The organism is Enterobacter oligotrophicus (assembly GCF_009176645.1).
GTDB classification, from domain to species: domain Bacteria; phylum Pseudomonadota; class Gammaproteobacteria; order Enterobacterales; family Enterobacteriaceae; genus Enterobacter; species Enterobacter oligotrophicus.
In genome coordinates this window covers 1694243-1706224 of record NZ_AP019007.1, presented here as the reverse complement: position 1 = coordinate 1706224, position 11982 = coordinate 1694243, and the positions used below count along the sequence as shown (strand labels likewise).

General features: G+C 55.7%; 11 protein-coding genes. 5 read left to right on the top strand and 6 right to left on the bottom strand.

All coding sequences use genetic code 11. From position 1 onward, the window contains the following. Positions 1-4: 4 nt before the first annotated feature. Positions 5-844, bottom strand: coding sequence for an AraC family transcriptional regulator (locus EoCCA6_RS08100; protein WP_152082250.1), 840 nt, complete (start codon positions 842-844; stop codon positions 5-7). Positions 845-1010: 166 nt separating this feature from the next. On the opposite strand from EoCCA6_RS08100, the gene EoCCA6_RS08095 reads away from it, so the two are divergent. Genes EoCCA6_RS08095 through EoCCA6_RS08085 form a run of 3 tightly spaced genes read left to right on the top strand, consistent with a single transcriptional unit; the run spans position 1011 to position 5345 of the window. Next, positions 1011-2828: a DUF2264 domain-containing protein gene (locus EoCCA6_RS08095; protein ID WP_152082249.1), complete on the top strand. Its 1818-nt coding sequence runs from the start codon at positions 1011-1013 to the stop codon at positions 2826-2828. A gap of 33 nt (positions 2829-2861) precedes the next feature. Further along, positions 2862-4130, top strand: a complete 1269-nt coding sequence (locus EoCCA6_RS08090) for an oligosaccharide MFS transporter (protein WP_152082248.1) — start codon at positions 2862-2864, stop codon at positions 4128-4130. Between the two features lie 27 nt (positions 4131-4157). After that, positions 4158-5345, top strand: a complete 1188-nt coding sequence (locus EoCCA6_RS08085; RefSeq protein ID WP_152082247.1) for a glycoside hydrolase family 88 protein — start codon at positions 4158-4160, stop codon at positions 5343-5345. A gap of 32 nt (positions 5346-5377) precedes the next feature. Here EoCCA6_RS08085 and lysM read toward each other — a convergent pair whose 3' ends face one another. The 5 genes from lysM to qseB form a co-directional block, all read right to left on the bottom strand. Next, a complete protein-coding gene (lysM, locus tag EoCCA6_RS08080) occupies positions 5378-5818 on the bottom strand; it encodes a peptidoglycan-binding protein LysM (RefSeq protein WP_014885249.1) in 441 nt (146 codons plus the stop codon). Between the two features lie 143 nt (positions 5819-5961). Next, positions 5962-6276, bottom strand: coding sequence for a putative quinol monooxygenase (locus EoCCA6_RS08075; protein ID WP_008502984.1), 315 nt, complete (start codon positions 6274-6276; stop codon positions 5962-5964). 30 nt (positions 6277-6306) lie between these two features. Beyond that, on the bottom strand, positions 6307-6888 hold the full coding sequence (locus tag EoCCA6_RS08070) for an NAD(P)H-dependent oxidoreductase (RefSeq protein WP_152082246.1): 582 nt from the start codon (positions 6886-6888) through the stop codon (positions 6307-6309). A 105-nt stretch (positions 6889-6993) separates the two neighbouring features. Then, the gene (gene qseC, locus EoCCA6_RS08065; RefSeq protein WP_152082245.1) at positions 6994-8343 is read right to left on the bottom strand and encodes a quorum sensing histidine kinase QseC; all 1350 of its coding nucleotides are present in this window, start codon (positions 8341-8343) and stop codon (positions 6994-6996) included. Then, on the bottom strand, positions 8340-8999 hold the full coding sequence (gene qseB, locus EoCCA6_RS08060; RefSeq protein WP_152082244.1) for a quorum sensing response regulator transcription factor QseB: 660 nt from the start codon (positions 8997-8999) through the stop codon (positions 8340-8342). The genes qseC and qseB overlap by 4 nt, the downstream gene beginning before the upstream one ends. Before the next feature lie 139 nt (positions 9000-9138). Here qseB and EoCCA6_RS08055 point away from each other — a divergent pair, with 139 nt between their 5' ends. Together EoCCA6_RS08055 and parC are read left to right on the top strand one after the other, a co-directional pair. After that, positions 9139-9540 carry a YgiW/YdeI family stress tolerance OB fold protein gene (locus EoCCA6_RS08055; RefSeq protein ID WP_152082243.1) on the top strand — a complete coding sequence of 134 codons (402 nt, stop codon included), beginning with the start codon at positions 9139-9141 and terminating at the stop codon, positions 9538-9540. 119 nt (positions 9541-9659) lie between these two features. Then, positions 9660-11918, top strand: a complete 2259-nt coding sequence (parC, locus tag EoCCA6_RS08050; protein ID WP_152082242.1) for a DNA topoisomerase IV subunit A — start codon at positions 9660-9662, stop codon at positions 11916-11918. Positions 11919-11982: the final 64 nt, after the last annotated feature.

Here is an 11982-nt window from a genome sequence, read left to right as displayed (position 1 = left end):
CCGCTCAGTGGCCAGAATGATTTTTCCGGTACTGCAGCGGCGTCTCCCCAATCCCCTTTTTAAACGCGCTGATAAACCACGTGACGTCAGAAAACCCGACCCGCGTGGCGATCTCACGCACGCTCGCATCCGAGTGAAGCAGGCATTCACACGCCTTACGCAGCCGTAGCGTATTCAGATAATCATGAATTTTCTCGCCCGTTTCCGCATGGAATTTTCGTGACACATAGCTTCGCGATTTACCCAGTTCTTCTGCCAGCGTATCCAGCCGAAATTTCTCCTGATAATGCTCATCCAGCCAGAACATCACCTGACTGGCGATCCCCTGGCTGTTGCCCGGCGCTCCGTCGTTGTCATCAGGCAGCATGGCAAACAGGCTGATCAGCAGCCCCGCAATGCCCTCGCTGTTCATGGGCGTCTGATAGCAGCTAAACAGATGGTCAATATGGCTATGACAGTGCGCCAGATCCGCCACCCATGCCTCTCCGCCCCGGCGTGAAAGCACTTGCAGTCGCTGCTGAGTATGTGGGAAATCGCGAAGGGCTTTCAGCACGGCGTGCTGGTCAAGATGAATAATCGTGCGCCGATAAAGGGACTCTGCCTGCTCGTCGACCATCACCTTATGCAGGGTAAAAGGCGGGAAGAAAAATAGGCGTCCGGGACGCATGGTGTAGTGACGGTTATCGACAATCGCCACGCCAAACCCTTCTTCTACATAAAGAATTTCCAGACACTGGTGCCAGTGATGATAGCGAACGGTGTTCGCAAAGAGGCGACTGAACGACACCACGGTATCGTTCAGCGTGATCAGCTCCAGATGATCGGACGTCGGCGTATCGCGCATAGTGCAATAAAACTCAATTTTTCCCCACTGGAATGTATTTATAAACCACCTTTTTAAATTTTCTCAACTGTGGGTTTATTCATCGTTCACACCTGTGACATGGCTAACATTTCTGCACCTTGCGGATTCACTATGCTTTGCCGCAGTTGATTACGAGGGTGAACCTATGTGGGCGGCAAACAAAGAAAAATCAAATCCGTTGTCTTCACGCCAGGATGTGGTGGCGTCATTAAACGCGATGCTGGGCGCGCTGGATAAACAGTTTCCGGCAGAAAGTTCGCGTTTCTCGCTGGGTGATACCTGCGCGCATTACGCGACGGATATTGCGCAGATGGAAGGGCTTTCCCGCGCGTTGTGGGGGCTGTTTCCGCTGATGGCATCCGGCGAGTCCACGCCGTTCAGCGAGAAATACATCACGGCGATTAAGCAAGGAACCGATCCGCAAAACGCAGGCTACTGGGGCGATACCGGGCCATACGATCAGCGCCTGGTGGAGATGGCTGCTTACGGTCTGGGGCTTTCTCTGTTGGGAGATAAACTCACCGAACGCTTCACTGAGCGTGAAGTGATGAATCTGCACGCGTGGCTCAACCAGATCACCGATGCGCAGATGCCGGACAGTAACTGGAACTATTTTGCCATTATGGTGCAGCTTGGTTTCAAACGCGCCGGGCTGCCGTATGACCAGGCCGCGGTTGACCGCCGTTTTGCAATGATGGATGCCTATTACCTGGGCGACGGCTGGTATTCCGACGGTGCGGGCCGCCCGAAAGACTATTACATCTCAATGGCGTTTCACTTCTATGGCCTGATTTACGCCACGCTAAGCGGTGATGAAGAGAGGGCGATGGTCTTACGCGAGCGTTCTCGTCTGTTTGCTGAAGACTTTATCTACTGGTCCGCTGCCGATGGTGCATCGGTGCCGTTTGGCCGTAGCCTGACCTACCGCTTTGCGATGGTCGCCTTCTGGAGCGCGGTGGCCTTTTCCGGGCTGGAGGTATTCACACCAGGCGTTGTGAAGGGCATTGTGCTGCGTCATCTGCGCTGGTGGCAACAGCAACCCATTACCGATCGCGACGGTATTCTGACCCTCGGGTTTGCGTATCCGAACCTGGCCATGTGCGAAGATTACAACTCCCCCGGATCGCCATACTGGGCGCTGAAAACCTTTCTGATCCTGGCACTGCCGGAAGAACACCCGTTCTGGCAGGCGGAAGAACAACCGTTACCCGCGCTTGCAGAAAAACATGTGATCCCGCATGCGCAGCAGATCCTGATGCATTCAAATGGCTCACAGCACGTCACAATGCTCACTGCCGGACAGCTTGAGCTGAACAACTACGTCAACACCGAAGCGAAATACACCAAATTTGCCTACTCCAGCCGCTTTGGTTTCACCATTGAGCGCGGACGCTTTGGCCTGAAACATGCCGCCTGCGACTCCATGCTGCTGCTGGCGGACGGGGACAACTATTTCCGCGGACGCCGCGAGTGTGAAGCGGTGCGAGTCGAGGAAAATTACATTTTCTCTCGCTGGTCGCCGTGGCATGACGTGCATATCGAAACCTGGCAAGTGCCGTTTGGGGAGTGGCATCTGCGCCTGCACCGCATTAACAGTGGGCGAACCCTGCAAACGGCGGAAGGCGGCTTTGCGGTGATGAAAACCGAACACCAGATCCGCGATCGTGGCTGTTACCTGGCCGCAGAAAATGGCAGCAGCGCGATTGTCGATCTCTCGCCGGTAATTACGCGCGAACCGGACAGCATGGTCACGCCACCCAACAGCAGCGTGATGTTCCCGGAGTGTGCCGCCATTCCGCTGCTCAAAACTGACATTCCGCAAGGAGAGAGCTGGCTGTGCTGTGCCGTTACGGCCAGTGAAAAACAAAAATATTTTGCGGTCACGCCGCAGCTGAATATTACCCATAATCAGGTCGTTATTCGCGAACCCGGAAGCGAACGCCAGCTGTCGTTCACCTTATAAAAACTCTGGCCCCTACACGTCGGCGAGGATGGTATGAAAAACACATCTACAACGAACAAAACCGAATATTACAAAATCAGCAGTTTTATTTTTCTCTACTTCTTTACCTGGTCAGCCAGTATTGGCTTGCTGGCCATCTGGCTCGGCCAGAAAGCGAATCTCAGCGGTTCGGTGATTGGCACGGTATTCGCGGTTAACGGCGTCTTCTCCGTTATTCTTAAACCGATTTACGGCTATATTCTCGATAAAATCGGCATGAGCAAATATCTGCTCTATTTTGTAGTGGCGATGTCTGCTCTGATGGCACCGTTCTTTATTTACGTTTACCAGCCTCTGCTGATGTCCAACACCATGCTCGGGATTATTATCGGTGCGCTCTATTTAAGTTTTGCCTGGTATGCGGGCGTGGCGGCATGCGAATCCTATTCCGATCGTTTCAGTCGCTTAAACGGCATGGAGTTTGGTCAAATCCGTATGTGGGGATCGCTCGGCTGGGCGGTGGCGTCGTCCTTCTCCGGGCTGCTGTTTAATCTCTCTCCGGCATATAACTTCATTATGGGCAGCGTGGCCTCAGTGGTGATGCTGATTGTCCTGCTGAGCCTGAAAGTGAACACTAACTCCGCTCATGCAGGTGAGGTGTTAACCAAAGAGAAAATCGCCCCGTCAGATGTGTATGCCCTGCTGCGGAACCGTAAATTCTGGGCGTTCTGCCTGTATGTGGCGGGTGTGGCGTGGATGATGTTTATTGCTGAACAGCAGTTCTCGCGTTATTTCGTCACCTTCTTCGATGATATCCACCAGGGCAATGCGGTGTTTGGTTATCTGGGAACCGTCCAGTCGGGGATGGAGTTCGTCATGTATATGGTGATCCCGCTGTTTGTAAACTTTATTGGTGCCAAGCGCGGGCTGTTAATTGTCGGGCTGGTGGTGGGTGCGCGTCTGATTATTTCCGGTCTGTGCGATTCGCATCTATTAATCTCGATTCTTAAACCGCTGTACGGCCTGGAAATTTGTCTGCTGCTGGTCTCTGTCTTTAAATATATCGCCGAGCATTTCGATAAACGCGTAAACGCCACGATGTATTTGCTGGGCTATCAGGCGATGCTGTATGTCGGCAATGTGGTGGTCTCTTCCCCGGCCGGATATCTCTATGACCGCATCGGCTTTGAGCAGACATATATCATCATGGGCGCTACCGCGCTGACCTTTACCCTTATTTCTGTCTTTACGTTATCCGCCTGCCAGAGTAAATGGCGCGGCGCACAAACGATGAATATTGCAGAACACAATCCAACCCGATAATTACGCCGTCAAAGAAGGAACCGAAATATGTTAAGTCGTATCAAAGAGGAACGCCTGCCCGCGATTTCTGAGCCTGTTGATCCACGTGCATTTAGCGATGAACTTAGCTCGGCGCGCAGCCATGTCCTCGACCTGATTAGCCGTCATTTAACGGAATTCGGTGAGCAATTCCCGGCGGAAACCTGCAAAGAGGGGTTTTATCCGCTGACTGACAACGTGGAGTGGACCACCAGCTTCTGGACCGGTCAGTTGTGGCTGGCGTGGGAGATGAGCGGCGAGGAGAAATTCCGCGCGATGGCGGAAAAACATGTGCGTTCGTTTGGCCTGCGCATCGCCGGGCGCAACGACACCAACACTCACGATCTGGGCTTCCTCTACACACTCTCCTGCGTGGCGGCCTGGCGGCTGACGGGTAACCGGGAGGCGCGTGGCTTCTCGTTGCTGGCGGCGGAAGCCTTACTGGAACGCTTCCATGAGAAGGCGAAGATCATTCAGGCGTGGGGGGATCTGGCCGATCCGGAGCAGGCCGGACGCATGATCATCGACTGCAACATGAACCTGCCGCTGCTCTACTGGGCGACCGAACAAACGGGCGATCCGCGCTTTGCTGACGCCGCAAAAGCGCACGTGATGCAGGCGGCGACGTATCTCATTCGTGAAGATGCCTCGACGTTCCACACCTACTATATGGATGTGGAAACCGGTGCGCCGCGCTACGGCAACACGCAGCAAGGTTATGCCGATGACTCCTGCTGGTCGCGCGGGCAGGCGTGGGGGATTTACGGCTTCCTGCTGAGCTATATCTATACCGGCGATGAGACAATGATTGCCCTGTCAAAACGGCTGGCGAACTACTTCCTCAACCGTCTGCCGGAAGACAACGTCTGCCACTGGGATCTGGCGCTGGTGGGCACCGATGCGTTGCGTGATTCTTCCTCGGCGGCGATTGCGGTGTGTGGGCTGCTGGAGCTGGTGAAACATCTGCCGGTCACAGATCCGGATCGCGAACGTTACCTCGAATGGGCGAAAGGGATTATGTCCTCGCTGACAAAGCACTATCTGATGGGCAAAGACGAAAAGGGCAACGGGCTGCTTAAGCACTCGGTGTATCATCTGGCGAGCAATAAAGGCGTGGATGAGTGTGCGAGCTGGGGCGATTACTTCTACGTTGAGGCACTGGTGCGTTTTACGCAGAGCTGGAAACTGTACTGGTAAAAACAGTCGGGGGGCGACCCCCGACTGCCGGGTTACGCCTTAGGAATACGCAGCGTCTGGCCGGGATAAATTTTGTCCGGGCTGGAGAGCATCGGGCGGTTAGCCTCAAAAATCTTGTTGTACTGGTTGGCATCGCCGTACACGGTTTTGGAGATGGCGCTCAGGGTATCGCCTGATTTCACCGTATAGTAAGTGGCTTCATCTTTGGCGTCGGTCGCGGTGATGTTGTTCTCAACCTCGCTGACGCCCGCGATGTTCCCGACGGCGACCTGGATTTTCTCTTTCTGCTCCTGAGTCAGCCCGTCGCCCGTCACGCTGGCTTTGCCGTCGGTAACGTTAACCTGAACTTTATCTGAGCCGGGAATATTGAGTTTTTTGAGGTGCTCGGTGATTTTGTCGCCCTGACCTTTGTGGTCGGTCAGGTTATCCCACAGCTTTTCGCCTGCTTCTTTTACAAAGTTAAAAAGACCCATTCCATCCTCCTGTTAATCATGAAGTCAGAATAAGCATAGCAGTTGGGTTTTAAGGTGATAAAAAAAGCCCGGCGGCGCTAACGCTTACCGGGTCTGGATGGGTTCTCCCTCTCCCAGTGGGAGAGGGCGGGGTGAGGGGAAACTTAAACTCCCTGCTCCAGAATACGGATATGGGTTTCGAGAACGTCACCCTTCACCGCGTCGCTCCAGGCTTTCATGTGTGCGGTTTGCAGATGCGCCTCAAGATGCGCTACGGTTTCCCACTGCTCAACCATGATGATGGAGTCTGGCGCGGTCGCCTGGAAGCTCGCGTCTGTGGCAGCATCCACCATCGGCGCATAGCCATGGCAGCCTTCTTCTTTCAGTACGGTCGGGATAATCTTCGCGAACTGATCCAGCACCGCCTGGCGATGATGTTGGCCTGGACGAGTACGGATTTCAGCAATAACGGTAAGCATGGTTAACTCCTTCTAATTCCAGGCTACCAGTTAAGCAAAAATTTCTGCGAGATGCTTGCGATATTCTGCGATATAGCGCGGGACATCCGGCATTTTAATCACGTCGTTGACGATAAAGGTCGGCAGCGGCTCCATGCCCAGGAACTGATTCGCCTTGTGGAACGGCAGATACGCGCCGTCGACGCCCACGCCTTCGAAGAACTGATCTTTCTCGGTGAAGGCTTCCATCGGGGCATTCCAGGTCAGGGACAGCATATATTTTTTGCCCTGAATCAGGCCGCCGGAACCGTATTTTTTGGACGCGTCTGAACGGGTACGGCCATCGCTGGCATACAGTGAGCCGTGACCTTCGGTGAACACGTCATCCATGTATTTTTTTACCGTCCACGGCGCGCCCATCCACCAGCCCGGCATCTGCCAGATCACCACGTCCGCCCACAGGAAATTCTGCACTTCGGCTTTTACGTCATAATCGCTGTCCGCGCGCACGACCTTAACATCATGTCCGGCGTCGCGCAGGAAACCGTCCGCGACCTCGGTCAGGGTGTCATTCAGCTGGCCTTTAGAGTGCGCAAATTCTTTCGCGCCGTTGATAATCAGAATGTTGCTCATTATTTGTCCTCGGAGAAGAGAGTATGCCGGGTATTCTACGCGCGAGGGCGTAACGGTAAAATGAGCAAAATGTGCAAAGTCTTTTGCCTGAGCAGCAATAATCCCTCACCAGTTGACGTTAACCTCAAATCCACCGTCTGCGGCATTCGCCAGCGACACACGCATACCGTGAAGCGCAGCAATGCGCTTCACAATCGACAATCCCAGCCCGCTGCCCGTTTCATCCTGCCCTGGCGGGCGATAAAAGCGCTCACCGATCCGGGCCAGCGCGTCCGGTGAAATACCGGTGCCATTGTCGCGCACGGTAAAGCTGCGCGCGTCCAGCGTAACGTCCACCACGCTGCCGCGCGGGCTGTAACGCACGGCATTATCCAGCAGGTTGCGCACCAGCAGGCTCAGCAGCAGTGGCTGCCCGTTGCGCGTGGCCTGCGGTGCGTTGACGTTGAGCCGAACGTCGATACCTGCCTGTTGTGCCGGATGATAAATATCCATCACCGCAGACTGCAGTAAATCAGCCATCGTCACCGGTTCGACATCGTCCAGGTTGTCCAGCGAATCCAGGCGCGACAGCGTGAGGAGCTGATCCACCAGACGTGAGGCGCGGTCGATACCCGCATGAAGCTGCGACAGGGCTTTAGATTGTGCCTCAGGATCGTCCAGATAGAGCTGCGCCACGTCGGTTTGCACCTTCAGCGCGGCTAACGGGCTGCGCAATTCGTGGGCGGCATCGGAGGTGAAGCGGCGCTCGCGAGTCATCATCTCCTGGGTGCGAGCAAACAGATGATTCAGCGCGTCGAGCAGTGGACGAACCTCTGTGGGCACGCCTTGCGTCGGCAGTGAATCGGTGGCGTCAGGTGAGCGTGAACGCAGCGTCTGCGCCAGCTTTTTCAACGGCTTCAGTTCGCGGCTTAACAGGACGATAAGCAACAGCAGCATCACGGGCAGCGCCACCAGCCACGGCGTCAGCTGGGAACTGACCACGTCCAGCGCCATCTCCTGCCGATACTCCCACTCCTGGCCGACCACCACGCGGTATTTACCGTCTGGCGACGTCAGCCATAAAAAGCGCCATTCGTCGTTATCGTCCTGAAGCCGTCCGTCATCGAACCCATCCCGACGATAGTGGTACGGAATATCGCGCCCGTTCTCGCCGTCGTTAAGCACCATTTTGCCGTCAGTCGTGAAGATGGCGAAGGCCAGCGCGTCGTCGTCCAGATGCCCGTGTCTGGCTTTTTTCGGCACCTCGCGCATGCGTTCTGGCGCGCGAAGCTCGTTAAGTTCCATCGTCAGCAGCCGTTTGGCGAACAGCATTTGTTGGGTATCGAACAGTTTATCGAGCTTATGGGTGGTCTGTTGCCAGGCCACCACGCTTGCGGCAAACCAGGCCGCCAGCGACAGCAACAGGAAAAGAAGCGTCAGACGCAGCTTCAGGCTCAGGCGTTGGGTCAGTTTCATGCGTCACCCAGGGTATAGCCGATGCCGTGGACGGTGCGGATAAACCCGCTGCCGAGCTTGCGGCGCAGGTGATGAACGTGAACCTCCACGGCGTTACTGGAGACATCGTCATCCCAGTTATAAAGTTTTTCTTCGATATGTTTACGCGGCAATACGCGGCCTGCATTGCGCATCAGCAGTTCCAGCAGGGCGAACTCTTTCGGTTTGAGCGCCAGCGTTTCGCCATCCCGCATGGCGACAAGACTTGTCGGATCGAGCGTGACGTTGCCGTGACGTAGTTCGCTGCGCGTCTGGCCGTGGCTGCGGCGCACCAGCGCTTCAAGGCGGGCAGCCACTTCAAGCAGCGCGAACGGCTTGCACAGGTAATCATCTGCGCCCAGACGCAGCCCTTCGACGCGCTGGTTAAGCGCATCCCGCGCGGTCAGGATCAGTACCGGCTCACTGCGTCCGCTTTCGCGCCAGGCGCGCAGGATCTCCAGCCCGTCGATTTCCGGCAGCGTCAGGTCGAGCACCACGGCATCATAGGGGGCGCTGTACAGTGCAGTCTGGCCGGTTTTCCCGTCGGTAAACCAGTCCACGCTAAACCCCATTTTGCTTAAGCCCGCTTTGATGCCATCGCCGATTAACTTGTCGTCTTCAACCAGTAAAATGCGCATATTCCCTCCTTGATGCCGTCAGTAAACCCTCTGCATCTGCCTGCTGTACAGTAAAAATAAATAAATTTTCCCCTTAAGAAGTTGTTAAGGTTTACCCTGTTTAATGGACTGCGAAACGACATTAAAGGGAGAGATTAATATGAAAAAATTCGCTGCTATTGCGGCCATCATGATGATGACCACCGCGCCGGTCTTTGCTGCACAGGGTGGTTTTAACGGCCCGTCTGCAACCGCAACCCAGACGCAAACCCAGCAGGGCGGTTTTGTCGATAACAACGCTAACCTGACGACGGCGGCAAAAGTGAAAGATCTGAAGGACGATGCCTGGGTGAAGCTGCGCGGGAACATCACCGAGCGCCTGTCCGATGACCGCTACACCTTCCGCGATGAAACCGGCACGGTAGTGGTCGAGATTGACCACAAGCGCTGGAACGGCGTGACCGTGACGCCGCAGGATAAAGTGGAACTGCAGGGGAAAGTCGACAAAGACTGGAACGAATTCGAAATCGACGTGAAGCAGGTTATCAGGCTGAACAAATAATGCAGAAAAGGGCCGCTCATCCGGCCCTTTTTCTTTGTGACTCAACTCGTCAGATAAGGTAGTATCTGCGGCAATATTGCCTGAAACCCATCGGTTTCTGAGTTGAGGAATCACACGTAATGAGCGATATGGCAGAGCGCCTCGCGCTACATGAATTCACGGAAAACGCCTACCTGAACTACTCCATGTACGTCATCATGGACAGGGCGTTGCCGTTTATCGGGGATGGCCTGAAGCCCGTTCAGCGCCGCATCGTCTATGCGATGTCCGAACTGGGGCTGAACGCCACCGCCAAGTTCAAAAAATCCGCCCGTACCGTCGGTGACGTACTGGGTAAATACCATCCGCACGGTGACAGCGCCTGTTATGAAGCGATGGTGTTAATGGCGCAGCCGTTCTCTTACCGCTATCCGCTGGTGGACGGGCAGGGGAACTGGGGTGCGCCGGACGATCCGAAATCCTTCGCGGCGATGCGTTATACCGAATCCCGTTTGTCTAAATATGCCGAAGTGCTGCTGGGCGAGCTGGGGCAGGGCACCGTCGACTGGGTGCCAAACTTCGACGGTACGATGCAGGAGCCGAAGATGCTGCCTGCGCGTCTGCCGAACATCCTGCTGAACGGTACTACCGGTATTGCGGTCGGTATGGCGACGGACATTCCGCCGCATAACCTGCGTGAAGTGGCGAAAGCCGCCATCACCCTGATTGAACAGCCGAAAACCTCGCTGGACGATCTGCTGGATATCGTGCAGGGGCCGGACTACCCGACCGAAGCAGAGATCATCACCTCGCGCGCGGAAATCCGCAAAATCTACCAGAACGGTCGCGGCTCCGTGCGTATGCGCGCGGTATGGACAAAAGAAGATGGTGCGGTGGTGATCACCGCGCTGCCGCACCAGGTTTCTGGCGCGAAAGTGCTGGAACAGATCGCCTCCCAGATGCGCAATAAAAAGCTGCCGATGGTGGACGACCTGCGTGACGAATCCGATCACGAGAACCCGACTCGTCTGGTGATTGTGCCGCGTTCTAACCGCGTGGACATGGAGCAGGTGATGAACCACCTGTTTGCCACCACCGATCTGGAAAAAAGTTACCGCATCAACCTGAACATGATCGGCCTTGATGGTCGCCCGGCGGTGAAAAACCTGCTGGAGATCCTCACCGAATGGCTGACGTTCCGCCGCGATACGGTGCGTCGCCGTCTGAATCATCGTCTGGAAAAAGTGCTTAAGCGCCTGCATATCCTTGAAGGTTTGCTGGTGGCGTTCCTCAATATTGACGAAGTGATAGAGATCATTCGTACCGAGGACGAGCCGAAGCCCGCGCTGATGTCGCGCTTTGGTATCAGCGAAACCCAGGCCGAAGCGATCCTCGAACTGAAGCTGCGCCATCTCGCCAAACTGGAAGAGATGAAGATCCGCGGTGAGCAGAACGAGCTGGAAAAAGAGCGCGATCAGCTGCAGGCGATCCTCGCCTCCGAGCGCAAGATGAATAACCTGCTGAAGAAAGAGCTGCAGGCCGATGCCGATGCCTTCGGCGACGACCGTCGTTCTCCGCTGCACGAGCGCGAAGAAGCGAAGGCGATGAACGAGCACGACATGCAGCCGTCCGAGCCGGTGACCATTGTGCTGTCGCAAAGCGGCTGGGTGCGTAGCGCCAAAGGTCACGATATCGACGCGCCGGGGCTGAGTTATAAATCCGGCGACAGCTTCAAAGCGGCGGTGAAAGGGAAGAGTAACCAGCCGGTGGCGTTTATCGACTCCACGGGCCGCAGCTACGCCATCGACCCAATCACGCTGCCATCTGCGCGTGGGCAGGGCGAGCCCCTCACCGGCAAGCTGACGCTGCCGCCGGGTGCGACCGTTGAGCATATGCTGATGGAAGCCGACGACCAAAAACTGCTGATGGCCTCTGACGCTGGTTACGGCTTTATCTGTACTTTCAATGATCTCGTGTCGCGCAACCGTGCCGGTAAGGCGCTGATCAGCCTGCCGGATAACGCGCACGTCATGACGCCGCTGGTGATTGAGAACGAGAGCGACATGCTGCTGGCGATCACCGCTGCCGGACGTATGCTGATGTTCCCGGTCAGCGATCTGCCGGAGCTGTCGAAAGGGAAAGGCAACAAGATCATTAACATTCCGTCGGCGGAAGCAGCAAAAGGCGAAGATGGCCTGGCGCACCTCTTCCTTCTGCCGCCGCAGAGCACGCTGACCATTCATGTCGGCAAACGTAAAATCAAACTTCGTCCGGAAGAGTTGCAGAAGGTAGTCGGTGAGCGCGGTCGCCGCGGTTCACTGATGCGTGGCCTGCAGCGTATCGACCGGATAGATGTTGATTCTCCGGTTCGTCCAAAAGCGGACGACAGCGAAGCGTAACCAGATTTAGCCCCCTCTGTTCCGGAGGGGGTATTTCAGGAAAATTTCCCGTAAAAACGTTGTT

What these genes read in the sequence shown, in the direction of transcription:
- EoCCA6_RS08100 (WP_152082250.1), bottom strand. Translation starts at nt 844, where the DNA reads ATGCGCGATACGCCGACGTCCGATCATCTGGAGCTGATCACGCTGAAC.
- EoCCA6_RS08085 (WP_152082247.1), top strand. Translation starts at nt 4,158, where the DNA reads ATGTTAAGTCGTATCAAAGAGGAACGCCTGCCCGCGATTTCTGAGCCT.
- EoCCA6_RS08090 (WP_152082248.1), top strand. Translation starts at nt 2,862, where the DNA reads ATGAAAAACACATCTACAACGAACAAAACCGAATATTACAAAATCAGC.
- EoCCA6_RS08070 (WP_152082246.1), bottom strand. Translation starts at nt 6,888, where the DNA reads ATGAGCAACATTCTGATTATCAACGGCGCGAAAGAATTTGCGCACTCT.
- EoCCA6_RS08055 (WP_152082243.1), top strand. Translation starts at nt 9,139, where the DNA reads ATGAAAAAATTCGCTGCTATTGCGGCCATCATGATGATGACCACCGCG.
- EoCCA6_RS08075 (WP_008502984.1), bottom strand. Translation starts at nt 6,276, where the DNA reads ATGCTTACCGTTATTGCTGAAATCCGTACTCGTCCAGGCCAACATCAT.
- parC (WP_152082242.1), top strand. Translation starts at nt 9,660, where the DNA reads ATGAGCGATATGGCAGAGCGCCTCGCGCTACATGAATTCACGGAAAAC.
- qseB (WP_152082244.1), bottom strand. Translation starts at nt 8,999, where the DNA reads ATGCGCATTTTACTGGTTGAAGACGACAAGTTAATCGGCGATGGCATC.
- qseC (WP_152082245.1), bottom strand. Translation starts at nt 8,343, where the DNA reads ATGAAACTGACCCAACGCCTGAGCCTGAAGCTGCGTCTGACGCTTCTT.
- lysM (WP_014885249.1), bottom strand. Translation starts at nt 5,818, where the DNA reads ATGGGTCTTTTTAACTTTGTAAAAGAAGCAGGCGAAAAGCTGTGGGAT.
- EoCCA6_RS08095 (WP_152082249.1), top strand. Translation starts at nt 1,011, where the DNA reads ATGTGGGCGGCAAACAAAGAAAAATCAAATCCGTTGTCTTCACGCCAG.